19 protein-coding genes are annotated in these 21,327 nt (G+C 39.0%); 12 read left to right on the top strand and 7 right to left on the bottom strand.

Annotated elements, in window-relative coordinates; translation table 11 throughout:
• Positions 1-54: 54 nt before the first annotated feature.
• From EKM69_RS07985 to EKM69_RS07960, 6 genes are all read left to right on the top strand, one after another.
• Positions 55-981: a CAP domain-containing protein gene (locus tag EKM69_RS07985; protein WP_125709920.1), complete on the top strand. Its 927-nt coding sequence runs from the start codon at positions 55-57 to the stop codon at positions 979-981.
• Between the two features lie 201 nt (positions 982-1,182).
• The gene (locus EKM69_RS07980) at positions 1,183-1,491 is read left to right on the top strand and encodes an ArsR/SmtB family transcription factor (RefSeq protein ID WP_125709918.1); all 309 of its coding nucleotides are present in this window, start codon (positions 1,183-1,185) and stop codon (positions 1,489-1,491) included.
• A gap of 61 nt (positions 1,492-1,552) precedes the next feature.
• The gene (locus tag EKM69_RS07975; protein ID WP_125709916.1) at positions 1,553-2,761 is read left to right on the top strand and encodes an NADH:flavin oxidoreductase/NADH oxidase family protein; all 1,209 of its coding nucleotides are present in this window, start codon (positions 1,553-1,555) and stop codon (positions 2,759-2,761) included.
• 3 nt (positions 2,762-2,764) lie between these two features.
• Entirely contained in the window at positions 2,765-3,442 is a 678-nt protein-coding gene (locus EKM69_RS07970; protein WP_125709914.1) for a type 1 glutamine amidotransferase domain-containing protein, read from the top strand.
• 684 nt (positions 3,443-4,126) lie between these two features.
• The gene (locus EKM69_RS07965; protein WP_125709912.1) at positions 4,127-5,227 is read left to right on the top strand and encodes a LamG domain-containing protein; all 1,101 of its coding nucleotides are present in this window, start codon (positions 4,127-4,129) and stop codon (positions 5,225-5,227) included.
• Positions 5,228-5,298: 71 nt separating this feature from the next.
• Entirely contained in the window at positions 5,299-7,146 is a 1,848-nt protein-coding gene (locus tag EKM69_RS07960; protein WP_125709910.1) for an alkaline phosphatase family protein, read from the top strand.
• A 97-nt stretch (positions 7,147-7,243) separates the two neighbouring features.
• Here the strand turns inward: EKM69_RS07960 and EKM69_RS07955 are convergent, their stop codons facing one another.
• Entirely contained in the window at positions 7,244-7,726 is a 483-nt protein-coding gene (locus tag EKM69_RS07955; RefSeq protein WP_125709908.1) for a GNAT family N-acetyltransferase, read from the bottom strand.
• A gap of 66 nt (positions 7,727-7,792) precedes the next feature.
• On the opposite strand from EKM69_RS07955, the gene EKM69_RS07950 reads away from it, so the two are divergent.
• Positions 7,793-8,446: an NUDIX hydrolase gene (locus tag EKM69_RS07950; RefSeq protein WP_125709906.1), complete on the top strand. Its 654-nt coding sequence runs from the start codon at positions 7,793-7,795 to the stop codon at positions 8,444-8,446.
• Between the two features lie 18 nt (positions 8,447-8,464).
• Here EKM69_RS07950 and EKM69_RS07945 read toward each other — a convergent pair whose 3' ends face one another.
• Positions 8,465-8,698 (bottom strand): cytochrome b5 domain-containing protein, encoded by a 234-nt coding sequence (locus EKM69_RS07945; RefSeq protein WP_125709905.1) that lies wholly within the window; start codon positions 8,696-8,698, stop codon positions 8,465-8,467.
• Between the two features lie 315 nt (positions 8,699-9,013).
• The gene (locus EKM69_RS07940; RefSeq protein WP_125709903.1) at positions 9,014-9,658 is read right to left on the bottom strand and encodes an FMN-dependent NADH-azoreductase; all 645 of its coding nucleotides are present in this window, start codon (positions 9,656-9,658) and stop codon (positions 9,014-9,016) included.
• Positions 9,659-9,746: 88 nt separating this feature from the next.
• Here EKM69_RS07940 and EKM69_RS07935 point away from each other — a divergent pair, with 88 nt between their 5' ends.
• Both EKM69_RS07935 and EKM69_RS07930 read left to right on the top strand, forming a co-directional pair.
• Positions 9,747-10,682 (top strand): helix-turn-helix transcriptional regulator, encoded by a 936-nt coding sequence (locus EKM69_RS07935; protein ID WP_125709901.1) that lies wholly within the window; start codon positions 9,747-9,749, stop codon positions 10,680-10,682.
• A 25-nt stretch (positions 10,683-10,707) separates the two neighbouring features.
• Complete coding sequence (locus tag EKM69_RS07930) at positions 10,708-10,926, top strand: hypothetical protein (RefSeq protein WP_164505896.1); 219 nt, start codon at positions 10,708-10,710, stop codon at positions 10,924-10,926.
• A 151-nt stretch (positions 10,927-11,077) separates the two neighbouring features.
• Here the strand turns inward: EKM69_RS07930 and EKM69_RS07925 are convergent, their stop codons facing one another.
• The 4 genes from EKM69_RS07925 to EKM69_RS07910 all read right to left on the bottom strand — a co-directional run bounded on the left by EKM69_RS07925 (position 11,078) and on the right by EKM69_RS07910 (position 19,040).
• The gene (locus EKM69_RS07925) at positions 11,078-11,584 is read right to left on the bottom strand and encodes a DUF2798 domain-containing protein (protein ID WP_125709897.1); all 507 of its coding nucleotides are present in this window, start codon (positions 11,582-11,584) and stop codon (positions 11,078-11,080) included.
• A gap of 179 nt (positions 11,585-11,763) precedes the next feature.
• On the bottom strand, positions 11,764-14,679 hold the full coding sequence (locus EKM69_RS07920; protein ID WP_125709895.1) for a hypothetical protein: 2,916 nt from the start codon (positions 14,677-14,679) through the stop codon (positions 11,764-11,766).
• A gap of 554 nt (positions 14,680-15,233) precedes the next feature.
• Entirely contained in the window at positions 15,234-15,548 is a 315-nt protein-coding gene (locus EKM69_RS07915; RefSeq protein ID WP_318530658.1) for a GtrA family protein, read from the bottom strand.
• A gap of 741 nt (positions 15,549-16,289) precedes the next feature.
• The gene (locus tag EKM69_RS07910) at positions 16,290-19,040 is read right to left on the bottom strand and encodes a cation-translocating P-type ATPase (protein WP_125709893.1); all 2,751 of its coding nucleotides are present in this window, start codon (positions 19,038-19,040) and stop codon (positions 16,290-16,292) included.
• Positions 19,041-19,361: 321 nt separating this feature from the next.
• Here EKM69_RS07910 and EKM69_RS07905 point away from each other — a divergent pair, with 321 nt between their 5' ends.
• The 3 genes from EKM69_RS07905 to nfsA all read left to right on the top strand — a co-directional run bounded on the left by EKM69_RS07905 (position 19,362) and on the right by nfsA (position 21,316).
• Positions 19,362-19,820: a nitroreductase family protein gene (locus EKM69_RS07905; RefSeq protein ID WP_125709891.1), complete on the top strand. Its 459-nt coding sequence runs from the start codon at positions 19,362-19,364 to the stop codon at positions 19,818-19,820.
• Positions 19,821-19,991: 171 nt separating this feature from the next.
• Positions 19,992-20,522: a TetR/AcrR family transcriptional regulator gene (locus EKM69_RS07900; RefSeq protein ID WP_125709889.1), complete on the top strand. Its 531-nt coding sequence runs from the start codon at positions 19,992-19,994 to the stop codon at positions 20,520-20,522.
• 56 nt (positions 20,523-20,578) lie between these two features.
• The gene (nfsA, locus tag EKM69_RS07895; protein ID WP_125709887.1) at positions 20,579-21,316 is read left to right on the top strand and encodes an oxygen-insensitive NADPH nitroreductase; all 738 of its coding nucleotides are present in this window, start codon (positions 20,579-20,581) and stop codon (positions 21,314-21,316) included.
• Positions 21,317-21,327: the final 11 nt, after the last annotated feature.

Below are 21,327 nucleotides of genomic sequence, written 5' to 3'. Positions count from 1 at the left end.
TATACTTAAATCATAATTGATTGATTAAAATTTTTTCCTGGGGAGGATTATTAAATGAAATCACCAAAATTTATTACCGCGATCGCATCTATTGCCATCGCTGTTACAGGGGCTTTTGCCGTCTCGCAACAAACTGCTCAAGCTGAAGCTGGACATGTCGGAACTGTCAGATATGGTCTAGCCCCACTTTATCGAGAAGACTATGGAGGAATGTCGAACCGTGCTCTAGCAGACGGTTCTGCATGGGCCTTAGGACGCTTGGTAAAAAACAGCCAAGGTCAACTATTTTATCAAGTTTCAACGCACGAATACGTTGACGCTGCAAGATTAATCATGAATAAATTGCCAGAAAAAGTTACTTACATCGCAAACTTTGGCTTACCAGGGTACACTAGCGCCAACGAATATGATGCTAACAATAATACTCATACCGTGGATGCAAATAATATTAATACTTCCGGTAACAACGGCAATGCTGGTAATATAAATACCGGAAACACAGGCAATACTAATAATAATGCTGGTAATACTGGCAACACATCAAGCCAATCAGACGTTCCCGATACTGCAGCCGTTCAACAAGCTATTTTACAATCGATCAACAATGAACGTGCTAGCAAAGGAATTGCTCCACTAGCTCTTGACGACCAAATGAACCAAACAGCCATGGTCCGTGCTAAAGAGATCTCAACCGTCTTCTCACACACTCGTCCAAATGGAGAATCAACTTATACAGCCTTTCCTAGCAACAGAAAGGGTTCCTCTGAAGAAAACATCTACATGTGTTCAGTCAATATGATTAACGGTAGTGCCGAAAAGTTAGCTGAGCAAATAATGGATACCTTTAGAAAAGAAACAGGACCTTCAAATCACTATACTAATTTAATGTCATCATCAGTCAACTTACTAGGGTTAGGTGTTTACTACAATCCCGAAAACAAATGTATCTACATTGCTCAAGACTTCATTGGTGGATACTAAAAGTTAATTGAACGACATAGTCAAAAATTTATAGCTTTACAAAATGCCGATCCCGATAAGCACAAAACGGGATTGGCATTTTTTAGTTTTTCTATTCAAAAATAATATTATCCAATTAATTTCAAATTACATTTGACAATTGTATAAAAAGATATTATTATACGTTTAAACATTTAAACATATGGAAATGAGTTGAACTATATGGCAGAAGAACCATTAAGAATTTTTCGACAAGGAATGCCCTTGTTTTCCGTCTTTCAAGACGAAAATCGGCAACAGATCATCCTGCTTCTTTGCGACAATAAATCAATGACCGTCAACCAGATCACCGACCAACTAGAACTATCGCGCCCCGCCGTCTCCCATCACTTAAAATTGATGCTCGACGCTGGCGTGATCACTTTTAAAAAAGTCGGCAAAGAACGGTACTACCAAGTATCACTCGATGATACTGTTCAATATTTAAAGGATCTGACAAAATCATTGGAGAACAGCCTTTCATCCAAATAGGATGAAATTTTTTTAAAAGATATGTTTATATGTTTAAACCTATTGATATAGAGGAGAAATCATGACAACACCATTCACACCACTAACTTTAAAAAACGGTACTACATTAAAGAACAGATTTATGAAAGCTGCTACTAGCGAAACACTCGGCGACAAATATTATCGGCCAACCAACAAGCTGATCGATCTGTATCGTGCTTGGGCTAAAGGCGGCACCGGCTTGATCATCACTGGAAATGTGATGGTCGACAGCTCAGCTCGAGGAGAATTTGGCAATGTCGTCGTTGAAGACACGGTCAATTTAGATCGACTCAGAAGATGGGCCGAAGCAGCCACAAACAATGGAGCTCAAATATTTTTACAATTAAATCATCCGGGAAAACAATCACCAAAGACCATCAGCAAAACACCTGTTTCGCCTAGTGCTGTTCCGATTACGGGTGATAATGCTTTGGGCTTCAATCCACCGAGAGCACTCAATCACATTGAGATCAAAGAGATCATCCAAAAGTTTATCAATGCCGCAGTAGTAGCAGAAAAAGCCGGTTTTTCAGGAGTCGAGATCCACGCAGCACATGGCTACTTGCTTAATCAATTCCTGTCACCTCACGATAATCAACGAGTCGACGAATATGGTGGTAGTTTGGAAAATCGGATGCGGATCATCGTTGAAATTTATCAAGGTATCCGCGAAAAAGTCGGCAAAGACTTTTCCATCGCATTAAAGATCAACTCTTCCGACTTCAGTAAAGATGGTTTTTCAGAAGCAGATTCTTTGAAAGTTATTCAGAAGATGGACCAGCTTGGGATCGATTTGATCGAGATATCAGGTGGTAATTACGAAAATCCAACTATGCAAGGTATTGGCAAAGGTGCTTTTTTCATTAATTATGCTGCCAAAGTCAAAGAACTGGTTGAAACACCAATTGCCGTAACTGGTGGTTTCAACACTGCCGAGGGTATTGACAACGCTATCGAAAACAACGAAACTGACCTCGTAGGATTAGCTCGTCCGCTAGTCATGGTGCCTGACCTGCCCAACCAAATGGAAGCCGGTCACTTCACCAGAGCAAATGTCCACTATTTAACAACCGGCTCAAAATCCTTCGACAAAAAGGTCAGCTCACTAATCGGTTTAAGTTATTATCAGCAACAAATGGAACGGATCGCCACTGGCAAAAATATTATTAACACCAATAACGCCTGGGGTGCTTTAGGATTCTCGCTTAGAAAACAAGGGCTTACTGCCCTACTACCACAAAGGGGATAAATCATGACAAAAGTATTGATCGTATTAACTAACACCACAAGATATCAAGGAACAACAGACCCAACTGGATTATGGCTTGGAGAAGCTGCCGAATTCGTCGATGAAATGCAAAAAGCTAATATCGACGTCGATTATGTCAGTCCTAAAGGTGGCTTTGTCCCACTAGATCCTCGAGGAATGAAATACGTCGATGAATCGATCATGGACGTTTACGAAAGCGCCGACTTCCAGGACCGAGCTTTGATGAAATCATTGGAACCCAAACAAATCAATCCTAAAGATTACAGTGCCATCTACTACACCGGTGGCCACGGGGTAATGTGGGACTTCCCTAACAGCAAGGAACTTCAAACCATCACTAACCAAATATACGACCAAGGTGGCTACGTTTCCTCAGTCTGCCATGGTATCGCTGGCTTATTGAACGTGAAAAACAAAGACGGTCAATACTTGATCGCTGGTAAAAACATCACTGGTTTTACCACAAGTGAAGAAGTCTTGGCAGGAAAGAAAAAAGTTGTCCCCTTCTTGAATGAAGAAGTCGGCAAGGAACACGGCGCCAACTTCATGACAAAACGTGCTTATAAGAGTTTTGCCGTTGAAGATGGACAATTGATCACGGGACAAAATCCATTTTCTACTCGGGCCGTTGCTGAAAAACTAATCACCAAAATTCGTTAAAAACTAAAATCAGAAAGTTTTATCTTAAAACAGACTACTCAATATCGTTCAAACACGAACAATGAGTAGTCTGTTTTTTTCAAAAAATATTTAATATTTATTCTTCCCATCATGTCCTTAAGTATTTTTTATTTATATATCCTACAAATATTATTTTTCTAAATGGTCATCCCTGATTGATTTTATGGAATAAATAGCCAATTTGATACACGCTTTCATTTTGGAAAATATGCACAATTCCAGATTTTTTATCCAAAAATTATTTGCAGAAAACAATAAACTAATTACATCCGTTTATATATTCCACCAAAATTTAAATTTTTAATATTGCGTATTGTAATGATAAATTGAATTTATCCAATATTTAAGGGGGAATGTAACAAACTCAATTCGTCGTATATCCGAAAATTAGATATACACAAAAAAGTAATTTTCCAATTACTCCAAGTCTTAGCAACATTCAGGGCACTTATTTTGAACATAACTTCTAAACTCATAAAAAATATCAAATTCAATGAACATTGGATTTCAACTGAAATATAACAACTTTTTAGAACAAAGCATTTCAATCGATAGCCCTATAACAAACTATCGATTTACACAATATTTCACTGATATTAACGAGTTTGTATGAATACAGATAAATATTGTGCTAGTTAAATTTAAAAACTTGGAGAGATTTAAATGAAACCACGCATTTTAACAACTTTATTGATTTGTTCAGCAACATTAGCAACTACAGTAACCCCTGCCGTAGCAGCTGTATCTACGACAGCTAGCGCCACACAAGCAACACAATTACGAGTACCAGAAAATGACGTAAGATCTTCTGCGGTTGCTGATTTGGGTATCAATGGCAACGACTTCCAAGACATAAAGAAATATGGTACATGGGCAAAAGTTGGCAATCCAACTGTTAAAGCTGACACTTCAATGAAAGGTAAGATTATAAAGTTTGACGGTCAATCGGCTTACTACAAAACTCTGACTGACAAGCAAATTAACAAATTAAAAGATGGCTTAACAATCGAAGCTTACTTTAAATACGATCCAATGGCTAACAATAGTGGCCTTGAACACGACATTTTTTCTAGCCAAGAAAACGGTGGCTTTGGATTAGGCATTAAAGATGCCAGAATTTTCTTCTCTGCTCATGATGGCAATGAATACAAACAACCATCAGCCAAACTAGAATTTGGTAAATGGGTCCATGCCGTTGGTGTGATCGATAAAAACAAGCAAGCTAGTCTCTATATAAATGGAACCAAAGTGGATTCCAAAGATATGGCCGGCGATTTAAAATTCGCACAAGGTACTAAGAACCTAGTATTAGGTGGAGATGCCGCAGTAAATAAAACAGATTCAAAGAAACCAGCAGTATCCTCACAAATGACTGGGAAAATCAAATCAGCTCGCCTATTTGATAAGGCCCTATCTGCTGAACAAATTGCTCAGTTGAACCAAAGTGCACAAAAGGATCTCCATGCTGAAACTTCGATTGACAAAACGATCCATACAAAATTAGTCGGTCCTAAACAAATCGCTGCAGGTGCTACATATGGATTTAACGTCCAAGCTAGTCAACTAACTGATGAGGATGCTAAGTCCATGTCATTCGATGTTGTCTTTGATCCTGCTTTGTTTGAATATGTCGATGCTGATAGAACAATGGCTGGTAAGAAAACCACCGTTACTGCCCTCGAACATACGCCTGGAAGAGTTGCATTACTACTTCAGCTGACTTATCAGATTCCGATTTCTTACACTATGCGAAAACTCGTTTAGCACATATTAACTTACGTGCAAAGGCAAATGCATCTGGTAAAACAGATATCCAAATTGAATCAGCAAACGGTTTGGAAAAAGTTGAACTAGTTTCACCACTTAATGTCGATATCCAAGCTAAGAATTCTTTTGATTATAACGGCGACGGTATTATTGGTGCTGGCGATATTGCACTTGCTCCTAAAAATAAAAAATCTGCTGTTGCTGCCAAAGCAGAAATCAAACCATATAAGCACGTTATTGTATTAACAACAGATGGTGGTAGTAACCCTTGGGATCCAAATGGAATGTTTTATGCTGAAGGACATGATGGAGAAACTCAAACTCCAAAATGGACTACTGACCCCAATATTATGAGTAAACGTACTAACCAATACACAATGGATTTATTTAATAATAAATTTGCTATGAGTACTACTGCTAATTCCGTAAATCCATCTATTTCTGCTCAAAATTATATTTCTATGTTACACGGTCGTCCGTGGGGATCATTACCTAAGGAATATCAAGGTACAAACGGAACAATGGGACAACAATACTTTGCTGACTTTGGCAAAGAAACAGCACAGTTCCCTTCTGTCTTCAAAGTTTTACAAAAAAACAATCCTCATCAACAAGCTGCTGCATTTTCAGAATGGGGACCAATCATTAACTCAATCGTAGAACCCGATGCAGCTGCAAAGACTAAGCAATCAGGTAAATTAAAATCCTTTGACGATGTGGCCGATTATATTGGAACTAATGATTTCAAAAACACTTCATTAGTTTACATGCAAAGTGATTATATGGACGGCCAAGGACATGGTCATGGCTGGTTCAATGATAATTACTGGGCAAAATATAAACAATATGATGCTTTATTCAAAAAAGTAATGGATAAACTAGAAGCTACAGGTCATTTACATGACACCTTGGTGATTGCTAATTCCGATCACGGTGGCGATCATAAGGGACACGGCCAAAACTATGAACTTCAAAACAGAAATATCTTTATTGCTTTAGGTGGCGAAACAATTGATAGTGGTCTACGCTTAAACGGTGGTAGTAACGCTGACATCTCGGCTTTGATTTTAAAGGGATTGGAAGTTGAACAACCTAGCTCATATCAAGCTAAGGTGTTTGATAAATCTGCCTTTTTAAATCAAACAGAGCTTTTGAAAAAACATCGTAATGTGGAGACCGTTAAGTTAGCCCAAAATGGCAACACAGCAAAAATCAGTTTAATTAACCTAAAGAAACAGTGCAAAATTAACACAGTAGATATGCAAATCGACTTAGCTGGTAGAGCTATCGATAAAGTAACTGCTGCTAAGGGTGTTAAGGTACTTCGTCAAAAAATTGAAAATGGCAAATTAAGACTAACGGTTTGTTCTGATACAACGTTGGCAACAGATCTAGCAACCATTGAATTAAAGAAAGGCAATCAATCTGAATTAACTCTTCAACAAGCAATGGCTTCAACTACTGATGGAGTGGAAATTTTAGTTGATTTAGCTAACAATGATAAGTTTATTGACGTTAACAAAGTAATTTCATTGCATGGATCAGGTAAAAACAAGACAGTTTCTCTATACACATCAAACTTGAACAAGATCAGTCACAGATCTCTTCTTAGTGGTACCGACTGGTCATGCGATAAGATCATGATCAAAAACGGCGTTAAGTACTATCGAGTATCATCAAACGAATGGGTACATGAAAACGACGTCTATGAATTCGACAATCACTCCAAAGTTTTGAACACACCAAAAGAAAAAATCGTTACTTTGGTAAATTCAAAAGGAGAGAAAATTGCTGATCGTGGATTAGCTCCTAACTCAAAATGGTCTACTGACCGTTCTGTCACAATCAACGGCAAGCTCCATTACAGAGTTTCAACAAATGAATTTGTCTCAAGTGATGAAATCAGTTTTGACTAAAAGAACACTTGATTGAATTAGCTTTTTATTAGTTTTAAAAAAGAAAAGACTACTTATTCGCAAAATTAATAAGTAGCCTTTTTTATGTCATCGATTTTTAAAGTTTTTTAACCAAGTTATACCAAGTCTCCCCAGCATGTTCTGAATCGGCCATACCTATGTTGACGAAGCCGTTTTTCAAGTAAAACGGAACATTTTTCTCCAGACTAGTCAAAGCTATCGTCTCACGTTGATGCTTTTTCGCGTTGTCTTCAACGGCATCGAGCAACTTGGAACCAATGCTTTGGCCTTGATATTGCGGATCTACTGCGATCGTGAAGATAATTTGATTACCACCCTTCTCTAAATTGTTGGGCGTTTTTTCATACATCCAATCTTCAACGTAAGGTTCTTTAGTGACTGGACCAACGACGAATCCGGCGACCTTATCATCAATCTTGGCTACTAAAAAAGTATCGTGCAACTTTTCGATCCGGTCGCGGTATTGCTCCTCAGTGCCTGCTTCTTGTTCGTTGAAGCCCAATTTTTCGATCCGCAAAATATCAGCGAGATCTGACATCGATACATTTGTGATTTTCATTATTTAACTCCATTAACGTATAATTGATTATAGATATAATCATAACAAATCAGTGGAGGAACTAATATGGAAGATATAGACGCCCTGATCCAACAACTGCAAGCTATCGCCCAATCAGGCAAGCATTACGGCAAAGATATTTTTGACCGCGAACGTTACGAGCAACTAGAACGTGTCGCTAAAAAACTGACTAGCCAATTAGTCGACAATGCTGACTGGAAAAATCTATCGTTGTTTTTTGATGCCGATGTCGGTTATGTGACTCCGAAAGTCGACGTCCGTGCGGCGACTTTTAAAGATGACAAGATCTTGCTCGTGAAAGAAAAACGTGGTGAAGTCTGGTCGATCCCAGGAGGCTGGGCTGATCCAGGTTTTCCCCCTGCCGAAATTGCCGTCAAGGAAACTTTCGAAGAAGCCGGCATCCAAGTAAAGCCGAAACGTTTGATAGCCGTCAAAGATATGCAAAAAAATAACTATCCTAAGAAAAATTTTGCTTACATCTATAAATTGCTTTTTGAATGTGCTCCTGATGGCGACGAACTCCACGGTGGCGTAGAAACTTCTGATGCCGAATACTTCACCTTGGATGAAGCGTTGAAGCTGAACTTGTCGCTGGGTCGAATCTTGCCAGACGACCTCAAGCTAGCTTTTGAATGTCACCACGCAAACAACTGGGAAACTTATTTTGATAAAGCAAACGCACCTTATTCGCCTGAATAAGATGCGTTTTTTGTTTGATTAAGCTAGCTTACCAACAACTGGCAACTTGGGGAGAACTGAGTGTTTGTGCGGCGATTTCATGATAGCTTCCGTCAAATCGTTACCCGCAGTATTGCCGTGATGCTTGCCACCAGCCCAAGGCTCAACGTTAGTTACATCGTAAACAGTCCCTTCGATAGCCACATAAGCGGGATTACCGTTAGAACCATCAAATTTCTTCAACTCTTCGAGCGTAAATTCTTTGTCTGCCATATAAAACCCTCCATAAAAAAAGAGAGTGGAGGAGGATGGTCAGCTGCTGAGGATTAACGCGAGTGGTCGCACAAGGTGCTGCGAAGCAGCGCCGCGACCACACGTGTTAACCGGAGGCCGCTATCCCCCGGAACTCGTTTCCACTATAAAACTAGAACGCGCACCCGGATAAAACAAAAGAGCGAAATCACCAAATCAGCAACAAGCTCAATCATCCAACAAAGCACACTCTCCAGCAGAAAACACATTCCACCAATCTCTAAATATTTAACTACAATCTAACCATATCATACATTTATCACTAGATAAATAAAATTACTTATAAAACTTCCCAAACTCAACTTCCAAATCACGGCGAGCAGCTTCAGTAGCTTCTTCAACATCCACCCCACTAGTCTGTGTCCCCTCCAAACGAACGATTGAGAATTCATCAAATCCCATCATTTCTTTAAACATAGCTTGCAAATAAGTCCGTTGAAATTCCAAGGGAGTATAACGATCATCGTTAGTATAAACCGAGCCACTAGCCTGCAATAACATCACTCGATAATCATCCGTCATCAAACCAACTGAACCTTCAGCTGTATATCGGAAAGTTTGTCGAGCAACTAATACGTTATCGATGTAATCCTTCATTTTTGAAGTAACGTTAAAGTTATGAACTGGTGCCACGATCACGATCCGATGGTGTTCTTTAAATTGCGCCAATAACTTTTGATTCAACTCAAATACTCGTTGTTCCTCAGCACTCAAAGTGATCCCAGCAACTTGCTTGTTCCAAATCCCTAACAATTGTTCATTAGTGATCTGGGGAATTTCCTCGTCGTATAAATTCAAAATATCCACGTCTTGTCCTGGAAATTGGTCGTAGTATAACTTCAAAAACATCCCTTCCATCCTCTTAGAAAAATGATTCTCGTTAGAAAAATCTGGATGTGTGTTAATAATTAATGTCTTCATATTATCCCTCACTGTTTTTTGCTATGAAATAAGCATACAATCTAAAGGTGACAACTAATGACACCTTTTTAAAAAAACGAGGACATTTATGAATAAAGCTGAACGACTCAATCAAGAATTGATTTTTTTAAACTATAAAAACTTTTTCCAAGTAAAAGATTTAATGGAAGAATTCCATATTTCTAAGCGAACAGCCTTACGAGACATTGCCGAGCTGGAACAAATGGGGCTGTCGATCTATGCCGAAAATGGTCGCAACGGTGGCTACCATATTATTAGTCACAACTTGATGATCCCGATAACTTTCAGTTTAGAAGAGGTCAATGCTATCTTCTTTGCTATTAAGTCACTGAATCTTTTATCTGCCACACCGTTTGAAAAGTCTTATTCCCACATTTATGACAAGTTGATGGCAACTTTGCCACAGTTGCAACAAGACCAAGTTCAGAGGATGCAGCAAGTTATCAAATACTACAATGCTCCAACGATTGCTCAAACTAATTTTTTAGAGGCCGTCTTGCAGGCAACTTTAAAAGAACAAGTTATCAAACTCAAAACTCAACAATTTCTTGATGAAACATTATCACTGCAACCTTATGACCTACTGTATCGTAACGGGATATGGTTTTTTGATGCCTACAACTTTGAGAACCACCGTTGGTGGACTTACCGAATCGATAAAATAACTGATATATCTACTATCGACCAAATTTTGCCTCTTACTCGAGCTCAGTTGCGGAAGAAAAAACAAAAAGACACAGCAGAAAATCATCCCACCCAATTCAAATGTGCCTTAACCGAAAAAGGTCGTGAACTCTTTCAAAAAAATAATTACCCTAATATGTCATTAAAGACTGAATCCAATCAATTGTTCATGGTTGGAGGTTACAGCCAAAACGAATTTTCTTATATGATTGAATATTTGATATCATTAGGGAATAACGTAAAAATCATTTATCCGCAAGAATTAAAAGATGGATATTTAAAAGAAGTCCAGCGGATGATTTCTCAATATCATGACTAACATGACTCCGGAGGGATACAAAAACATGCGTAAATTCTTTTCCATACTGACTAAGGTTCTTTGGGTATTAATACTCGTCCTTATATTTAGACAAATTTGGGTAGCCCATGGTTTGACCAACGTAACTATCAGCTTGGGCATCGGCACTGGCAAAAGTCTTTTGGAAAATATCTTTTCGATCACTTTGCTAGTCACTGCTTTTAACTATATTTATTACCACTTGATCAATCCCCAAGAAAAATAATAAGACACGTTGTTCACGTTCAATCTAGAGATTTAGATCACTTATTTAACGAAATCATAACCACGAAAAAGCCGGACTTCAGTTAATGTCCGGCTTTTTTAATACCTTTGCAAATAAAAAAAGCTTCCCAACACTTGGGAAACTACGATGATTAAACTTCTTCTTCAACACTTTCAATTTCGGCTTTTTTAGCGGCAGCTCGTTGCATTCTGCCTAATACTTCGCGGGCAATTGGTCCAACGATCAATAGTTGCAATGGTAAAGCAACGATCAAGTTGAAAATCCATGTGTGGCCGTAAGTTGCAAGGACATGTCCTTGTGGTAGCTTACCTTCAACAGTAATTCCGAATAGTGACATCAATGTTACCATTCCTAATACCATCAAAACTGAGATAGTGATACCGATCAAGACGGTCTTTTTCTTCATGTAGTCATTGATGATGTATTTGAAAGCTAATCCTTTGGCGATTGGTCCGACGATCAACAAGTCTAAGATGATGGCTACTAAAAGTCCTAATGGATAAGCCTTTAAGATGGCCATTGGCAATTCACTACTGATTCCTTGAGCCATGGCAACGTTGTATCCTGTCATGACTAATACCATTAAGCCTGCCATGATGGCAGTGAAAACTACTTCTTCTTTAAAATTACGTGGCATATATTTACACACTCCTATTTTTATCACAGAGCCTAAATATAGCATGTTAAAATTTTTTTCATAAGTTACAATTTGATTACAAATTATGAAACGCTTGCATTTTTAAAGTTGAAGTGACAAGTTTTTCCAATGAAAAACACTCTTCGTATCATTGCCGATACAAAAAGTGTTCATGTTTTTTAAAGTGAATCAGTGGCATTCCAATAAAACTTACTCTTGAACTGCCCATCAGTTGTAGCTTGATCTCGTTTAACTTTTAGATGGAGATTTTCCTTGAGAATATCTGTTAAAACGGTACGGTTGTTGACGTCATCGGGTTTGATGTCGTATGAACGAGTGGAATCGACTTTGTAATTATCCCAAAGTAATTCTGTTTTCAACACTTCAGACTCACTGCCCGCTTTTTTTACAAACGCTTCATGCTCTAAAGTCACACGAACGGGATTTGCTTTCTTGTCGGGTTCACGATAATCGTCGACGAATAAGTTACCTTCGACTGTTGGTCGGGCGTCTTTTTCGCTGTTTGTCGCTAAGTTCAATGTTCCAAAGTTGATTTTTTCTGGAGCAATGATCTCGAAACGACCGCCGTTTGGTAGTTCTTTTGGTTTCATGCGGAAGTGGAAAGCATCCCATTCTGCTTTAATTATCTCGTTGCCGTGAGCATCAGCTTCGTTACTATAAACAACAAAACGAATACTATGCGTTTTGGTATCTTTCAGGTAAGGCTTCAATGAGAAATCTTTTAAAATCCAATTATGAACTTCGTTTGGCTTTGATCCTGTTTTCTCTTCAACTAGTTTTCCTTCTGGGTCGTCATCGACAAAATAATGAATCTTGTAATTACCACTAGGACTATAACTTATACCCTCGATATCTATCTTGTCGACAAACTTCTTATCAGTTCTTGGTTCATAAGCGTTACTTCTCGTTGATCCTTCCATTGGTGATTTTACTTGAATAAACACCGGATCAGAACGTTCTGGTAAGTTGACATAGGTACGTCTGATTTCAGAGGTTCGGCCTTCTTTATCGATGGCAATAGCGTAAACTTCGTTAATACCAGCTTGAAGTTGATCTAGCGCTATTTCAGTTGACCACTTTTGTGGAATTCCAGAATTTTTATCATGGTCAGATTGTTTTTGAAAGTTCTTTGTTACATCTATACCTTTTTCCAATAATTCTGCTTTGTCCTTGTCGTTTTCAAAAAAGTCTTCTACTGGCCTGACCAAATATTTGACCTTCACAAATCTATTGTGAGCGGATCTCCATTCACCATCGACTTTAAATACCTTATCTTCAGGTTTTAATTCATGTGGTCTGGATTTTTTTGAAGCATTGATGATTTCAAGTTCTGGTTCAAATTTAACTTGCCAAGCATTGACCAAATAACTCATTGTAACTTTTTGCCCTGGAGCTAACGGTTGATCTTTGGTATGCATGGAGACGCCGGAATCGTATTTAAGATTTTCGTCGACCCAGCTTTTTCCACGACCAGGCTCAGTTGACTTATCTCCCAGGTCATGAATATTTTTAAATGCATCATATTTGTTTATCGGACCATTAAAATTCCAAGGGAAATGATCGTCCTTGCTAGCTTTATAATAAGTAGTTCTTGTTCCTGAACTTGACCACGCGTATGGATCATCTTCAAATCCATCAAATTTCATTTCAATACGTTGCCCATACAATTTGGATGATGAATAAACACCTTGATGGTCACCTAATGATCTAATAACATTGGCCTGTTCAGAGTTATCCGTATCATGGTTCTTCATGAACGTAATGTCCCGAAAGACGTATCCTTGGAAACTATCGATATATTTATTACCAACATTGAAAAATTCTTGGTTAACTATCACCCCATTATTTTCGTCAAATCTTTGAGTGATTTTAACTCTGACCTGATAATCACCCAGTTTTTGGTAAAAAATCAATCGTTGCATGATTGTCGGTTCATCAGATTCTGGATCATGATACATTTTGTAATACAGTCGCGTTTGTTTTTTTACAAGACCAGTGTAATCACCAATATTCTTTTCATCTGGTCCAAAAATTTTGGGCTTATCTACCGGTTCAGGATTCTTGTAATAATTAAAAATATTAGTCGTGACAAAATTTCTTTGCGTTCCACGATATGGTTTTTGACCTGTACTAACTAGATTTTGAGGAAATGGAGCTGGCTTTAACATTCCGTCACCAAAAGTATTGGTAAAAAATTGATTTTTTTCACCTCTTTTATTGGTTTGCAGGTCATTCATACTACCATTTTTGGGAACTTGAATGAGTGAGGTATTAGCAGCGGTTACATTATCTTTTCTTCCCATTCCGATCGGTGGCTTCCCTACGACACCTAAAAGACCAGTGGCCAGTGGACGTCCTGCAACTGCGTCTTTAATAGTTATCCCCTGTAAGGCATAATTGATTGCACCAAAGTAAATCACAGGATAAGTTTTTGAACCATCCGCATTAACCTTGACGTGGCCAGGAGAAATCATCATTCTATCAGAGCGAGTCCATCCTTTTGTAGGATCATCTTCATTTTCATAAATGTTGGCATCTTCATCAACGCCATCATCGTTATCTTCTCCAGGCTCTTCATTTTCATCCCCGTTCTCTTCCTCATTTGAGCTTGGCTTTCTAGCCTCAGAACTAGTTCCGTCTGAGTTCAGCATCGTCACTAATAATTGTTCCTCGGCGATATCTGAGAATCCCATGATTACTTGCTCAGATCCATTAGTAACCAATGTGAACGTACCTTTACCGTTTTCGTCCACCTTATTTTTTAAATTCAGGTGGATCTGTTGATTTTCCACGTCGATACCGACGTTTTCTTTACCCAATTCTTTTTGTAAAGATTCAATATCGACGTCTTTGATTTGCGGTGATGACAAATGCAAAATCGGTTGCGCCTTATCTAGTTGGTATGCAATGGTACTTTTACTACCGGTTTTGGTAGTTTCTGTTTTGCTGACTTTGACGCTGTTGGTTACTGGTTCTACAGCTTTCACCGCGGGTTCTTTGTTGGTAAAACCCAGGGCTACTACTAAAGCTAGCAATGAAATAAATACTAAAATAGCGGAATAAACTTTTTTCATACCGTGGTCTCCTATCATTTTAATTGATATCTAGTGGTTGATTTTATCAATGATGAGTTAGATATTACTTTTAAAAATGATAAGAAATGTTTTTGTGAAAGATTGATGTTGGTATGATTATAGTTTTAAAAAGTTTTCTGGTTTTTGATATTGATTGTATGAAAATCTTTTTGGATAGTGGTAGTTGTTGGTGTAGTGGCTCACTGCCGGTTCCGGGGCGGGGCGCTATATGGGACTGGAACGCTGCGGACCCACTTTGAACTAACCGAGCAAAGTGCGCTCGATCATTTCAAAGCTGGGTCTTTCACTAAGCGGTAAACCGCTAAGTGAAATTTCGCGGCTGAGCCCATATAGCGCCCCGCCCCTCCACCTAGATTGTAATCAATATTTTTGTTTTGTTGGGTGGGTCCTATTTTTTTCTTGTTAAGTTGGCTGTTTTTGATCTTCCTACCTTATTCGGTCTATCTCAGTTTTCTTCTTAATAGTAAGGTCAAGTTCCAGATCAATGAAAAAACCTTTTCCTGCCGGGAAAAGGTTTCTTTTATTTTATTTGGTTATCTTTTGAATTTCTCTTTTTTTCTAAAGATTATGAATTTGCTGAAGAAATAGTTTAGGACAATTACTATTACTGTGGCTAGGACTTTCGTCCACATTGGATTTTGATGCATTAGTGAGATTCCTATTGTCATGGTCCCTTGGTCAAATATCCATGAGGCTGCTCTGAATATGAAAAATGAGGCCATTTCTAGCCAGAATGCTTTCCACGTTGTTGTGTGTGAATTGAAGACCCATAGTTTGTTTGTTACGTAGGCAAAAAGTACTGATAGGAAGTAGGCTATTATATTTGCTATTTGATAGTTTATGCCCAATGGGTAGTGGAATAGCCAGAAACAGATTATATTTACTAGGGTCGTTAGTACTCCAAAAAAATAAGTATGGAATCGTGTCTTGGTATTTTTTTAGTAAGTTAGTTAGCATCGTTTTCTTCTTTTTTTAGTCGTTTCGATTTTCCGTCGCTGTATAGGAAGCCCATTGCCGATAGGCCTATTATTGGCATTAGGATATTTTTTACATTTAAGTCCATGGTTCCTTTGGTGAATAAGTATATTACTAGGATTATCGATAGTATTGGTACTATTGATCCTAGGTAGGGATTTTTTAGGTAGCCGAATAGGTATTGTAGGACTATTGCTATTATTATTACTATTAGGATCGTGGTTTGGATTGGCATTGTTGCCCCCCTACGTTGTTTATTATTTGTTTGTTGATAATTAGTTTAACAGATTGTTTATATTAAAAAACACCATTCCCTGTTTTGAAGTTTTCTTGGGTTGGTGTTTTATTGTTGCTTGATTGTTATTTTTGTCTGGATTACTAAGGGGAATTCTGAAATTTGCTGCAATGAAATAGCACTATCCATTTTTGCTGGTTAAAATTGCAGCGGTTTGGATAGTGCTGTTTATTTTTATACTCAAGGATGTTGAAACGAGCTCCAGGCGACAGCGGCCTCCGGTTTAGAAACTGTCGGCAGGCACGGCTTCGCCGCACCTTTTGTGCCGACAGTCCCTAAATCCTCAGCAGTTGACCGTCGCCTTCCGCTCTCTGTGTTTTTACCAAATTTTGACCCCAAAGATTTCCTTAATCCCAGACAATACCAATGTTGGTATTGCTGGTAAGAATACTACCATTATGTAAACTACGAACGGCAGTTGAGCTGTTCCCATTACCATGTTGAAGAATGGTATGGCTGTTACTAGGATCGAGCTTACGCTGGCGAAGGCTACTGCTAGTAATAGGTGTTTGTTTTCGAATGGGTTTCTTCTGAAGATCGATTTGGAGCTTCTGGCATCGAATACGTGCCATAGTTGACCGAATACTAGGGTCAGGAAGGCTACTGTTTGTGCTTGGTTGCTGGTGAAGCCTGCTCTGGCTGCTAGTGTGAAGGCTAGGAATACTGTTGCTCCCATTACTAGACCTCTGATCAAGACTCTGGACCAGGTGTGATTTGCTAGAACTGATTCGTTGACGTCTCTTGGTTTTTCTTTCATTATATCTGATTCCGCTACGTCATATCCTAGGGCAAACGATGGTAAGGAGTCACTGATCATGTTGACCCAAAGGACCATTAAAGCACTTAGGGTAGCTGTTCCTGCAGTTACTTGGCCCACTGATTGGGTGAACAATAGTACGAAGAGTAAGGCGGATACTTCGGCCACGTTGGTCGTTAGTTCGTGGCGCATGAAGTTTTTGATGTTGGCGTAGATCATGCGACCGTTGCGAACGGATTTTTCGATGGTGGTGAACTTGTCGTCTAGGAGGATCAAGTCGGCTGAGTCTTTGGTGACCTCAGTTCCTGTGATCCCCATGGCGATCCCAATGTCGGCGGCTTTTAGTGCTGGAGCATCGTTGACACCGTCACCCGTCATGGCAACTACTTGTTTGTGTTTTTGCAACTGCTTGATGATCCGTTGCTTGTGTTCTGGAGTTACTCGCGCGTATACATTCGTGTCGATCACGGCGTTAAAAAGCTGATCGTCCGTCATTTGCTCGATTTCTGTTCCTTCGATCACGCGAGCGTTTTTTGATTTGACGATGCCTAGGTCATAAGCGATGGCACGAGCAGTTTGTGCGTGGTCACCCGTGATCATGACTACTTCGACCTTGGCTTCGTTTAAAGTCTTGACCGATTGTTTAACTTCCGGTCTCGGTGGATCGATAATGCCGGCTACTCCGACAATATTTAGTTCTTGCTCTAACTCTTCCACGCTGCCAGTTTCGGCTTGGTGTTGCGTTATATCTCGATATGCGACGGCTAGAGTTCTTAAAGCTTTTTTAGCGTATCCGTCAACGATCTCAGTAAATTTTTCATGATGTTGACTATCTTGCAATTTTCCATCTATTAATACATTTTGGCTATTTTTTAGTAATACATCCGGAGCACCTTTTGTATACAGGCGATATCCTCCTTCATTTTTGACGATGACACTCATCATCTTTCGAGCACTAGTAAACGGCAATGTTCGCATGAGTTCAGTTTTTTCTAAGAGGGATTCTTTCGTCACTCCTGCTTTTTGACCGAGCACATTCAAGGCTATTTCAGTTGGATTACCAAACGGCTTGATTTCGCCGTCAACTTCTTTAACACTTGATTCGTTACTCAAGACAGCTCCTTTTAAAAATTCGGACGTGTGATTGTCGAATTGTCCGCTGCTGTCTTTGATCGTACCGTTGATATCATAACCGAGTCCTTCAACTTCATGATCGTTAGTTCCGTCATAAAATTTTGTCACGGTCATTTGATTTTGCGTCAGTGTTCCCGTTTTATCGGAAGCAATGTAAGACGTACTTCCTAAAGTCTCAACACTGTTGAGCGATTTGATCAAACCGTTGTTGAGAGCAGTTTTGGTCGCACCGATAGTTAATACGATCGACAAGACAATCGGCATTGCATCAGGGATCGAGGCAACGGCTAGAGAGATCGACGTCGAAAGCACCGATGTGATCGAAGATACACTCAATTCACCGGCTTTAATAATGCCGATGGCGAAAGTTAGGAAAATGATCAAGCCGGAAACTTTCATCAAACTGCTAGTTAGCTTTTTAATCGTATTTTGCAGCGGTGACGGTTTTTTCACGGTGTTTTGCAGCATTGAAGCGATGTTTCCTAATTCGGTGTTACTCCCGATTCCGACGATGATACCAACACCTTGTCCATTGGCGACCGTTGAACCTGAATATCCCATATTATTACGGTCAGCTAGTTGGACGTCTTCTTCGATCTGGTGAATATCTTTTTCAATAGCGTCGGGCTCACCAGTTAAGTGGGATTCGATAACCTGCAGTTCTGAACTCTCGAGCCAACGCACGTCAGCTTCGACGAAGTCTCCCATCTTAACTTTGACGATGTCACCCACGACTAATTCAGTCGTCGGAACACTCTTCCATTCAAAGTCCCGTAAAACGACACTGGATCGGTCGTTCATCTCCTTTAGAGCATCGAGACTTTTCTTCGTACTCATTTCTTGATAAAAAACGATTGAAGCGTTAATTATCACTAAGATCCCGATGGCAATGGCCTCGTATAAGGCTTCCATGCCGTGCTTAGGATCCGCTTGAAAATTAAAAGCATAAAAAGAACTTAGTAATGATAGCAGTACTGCTCCGAGCAATACGATTACTATTGGTTCTTTAAAGCCACGGAGAAAAATTTTCCACATAGGGTCTTCTTTTTTCTCGTCTAATTTATTTGTGCCATATAGTTTGCGATTTTGTTTGACTTGGTCGTTACTCAGGCCACGTTTTTCATCGACTAATAGCTCGTCTAAAACATCCGTAGTTGTTAGTTGGTGAAATTTAGTCAGAAAATCAATCCTTTCATGTTTTTAAGTGAAAACAAGCATTTAAAAAATATTTTCAAAAAATAATCATCAAATTACTCGTAACTTAATTATTTATATCCCTCTAATTAATATTTTATCAGAAAATTATATATCATGCTATACCAAATAACTTATAAATAGAAATTTATTTATAGTTTTTTGAACAAATAGACCACAATGACTATTGTTATGGGCATTATTTTCATGTTATCCGTGAAAATTTTTTTAACCTGACCGATAGCGGTTTCATTATTTAAAGAAAATGCTTTATGATAGAAATAGTAAATGATTGGAGGAATCACCGTGGAAACTACCAATATGATCAACTCGCGCAAGGCGATCCGTGAATACAAAGGACAAATGAGAGATTGGCAACTCGACAGCATCTTAAAAGCTGGTTACGCCGGACCAGTCGGCATGGGTGAATACGAAAACTACCGCTTCACCGTCATCCAAGACGAAAAAGTTCTTTCAAAAATGAACGGCATCTACGATGCACCAACCGTCATCGTAATTTCCGTCAAAGATCCCGGTCAAATGGAATTCATCTCGACTGGTTGCGTGGCCCAAAACATGGCACTAGAAGCAGAAAATCAACGAGTAGGAGCTAACTTGAACATGGCATGTCTAGGCTCGATTCCAGAAGGCGTCATCCCTGAAGGATTCACACCAACCTTCGCCATCACACTAGGCTTGACCGACTATGAATTCTCGCCTCGTGCTATTTCATTGAAGCGATTTAAAACTAACTTTGTTAAATAATTTATCTAATAAAAAGAAAATGTCGCTGTTTTCTTTTTATCCTCATTTGTTGACCGTTCGGTACAAAAAATGATACAGTGAGGTTAATTTCATTGCTGAGGAGGGATTATTATAGCAAATACAATTGGCCGACCTAAACAGTTTGATCAAGATGAAGTTCTGATCAAGTCCATGAATGCTTTTTGGGAAAAAGGCTATGAAGCATGTTCCACTGCTGACCTTTGTCAGGCAACTGGTCTAGGAAAAGGCAGCTTGTATAACGCTTTTGGCAGTAAACACGAAATCTATGCAAAAGCTCTGAAACTCTATCACCAACAATGGATGGAAGAACAAAATATTATTTTAAGCCGACCAACTTCAGCTATCGAAAGAATCAGGACTTTGTTCGACTGGGCCATCGAAAAGGACTTCGAGCAATCAAGCAATGGCTGTTTCTTAATCAATGCTTCTATGGAACGTGGTCACGACGACATCACCGTTCAAAAATGGTCTGGCGAACACGCTCGTTTTTTGGAAAACAAGCTACGATCAGTGATTGATGAGGGTGTTTCTACTGGCGAACTAGCAAGTTCTACTGATGCTAGTGCCATGGCCAGTAACGTCTTGTGTATTTACTATGGCTTACGAACACTAAATGCAACTTTGCAAGACAAACAACAAGCAATATCTTTGGTAAACGGACTGATGGCATCTTTGCATTGATCTGATTGCTTTTTTAAAAATCAATTTTGTACCAGTTGGTCAAAAAAGGAGAAAAAATGAATCAAACATTACAAACAATTTTTAATCACGTTTCCGTCAGAAAATTTACTAACCAGAAATTAACAGATAATCAGATAAAACAATTGGTCCAGGCAGCACAAGCGGCGTCAACTTCTAGCTATCAGCAATCTTATTCGATCATTGACATCGACGATGACACCGTTAAAGCTCCAATCGCCAAAATGGCTGGGGATCAGGATTTTATCAATTGTGGTCATCTATTCATTTTTAATGCCGATTTGAATCGAAATCATTTGATTGCTCAAGAACTAGATAAAAATATCAGTGAAACTATTACTGGCGTGGATGCAGTAATTGTCGGTGCTGTTGATGCTTCAATTGCAGCTCAAAACATGACACTTGCTGCTGAATCAATGGGTATGGGAATTTGTTACATCGGTGGCGTACGCGATGGCATCGTTGGTATTTCCGAATTACTACACTTACCAGATGAAGTTTACCCTGTTTTTGGACTATTAGTAGGATATCCCGCTCAGAAAAATGATCCCAAGCCTCGCATCCCATTCAATGGTATTTATCACAAAAATCACTATGATCCTGGCAAATTATCGATCATCAAACAATACAATCAAGAAACAAGAAAGTATTACCAAAACCGTTCGGGCAAAAAGTCCAATCGAACTTGGGCTGACACAGCAATCAAAAGCTTAGAAACTCATCCTAGAGATTTCATGAAAAAATATTTGAATGATCGCGGTTTAGATCAACATTGATAATTTGTTGA

Source organism: Companilactobacillus zhongbaensis, assembly GCF_003946515.1.
In the GTDB taxonomy this organism is placed as follows: domain Bacteria; phylum Bacillota; class Bacilli; order Lactobacillales; family Lactobacillaceae; genus Companilactobacillus; species Companilactobacillus zhongbaensis.
This window is presented reverse-complemented; position numbering and strand designations above follow the sequence as displayed.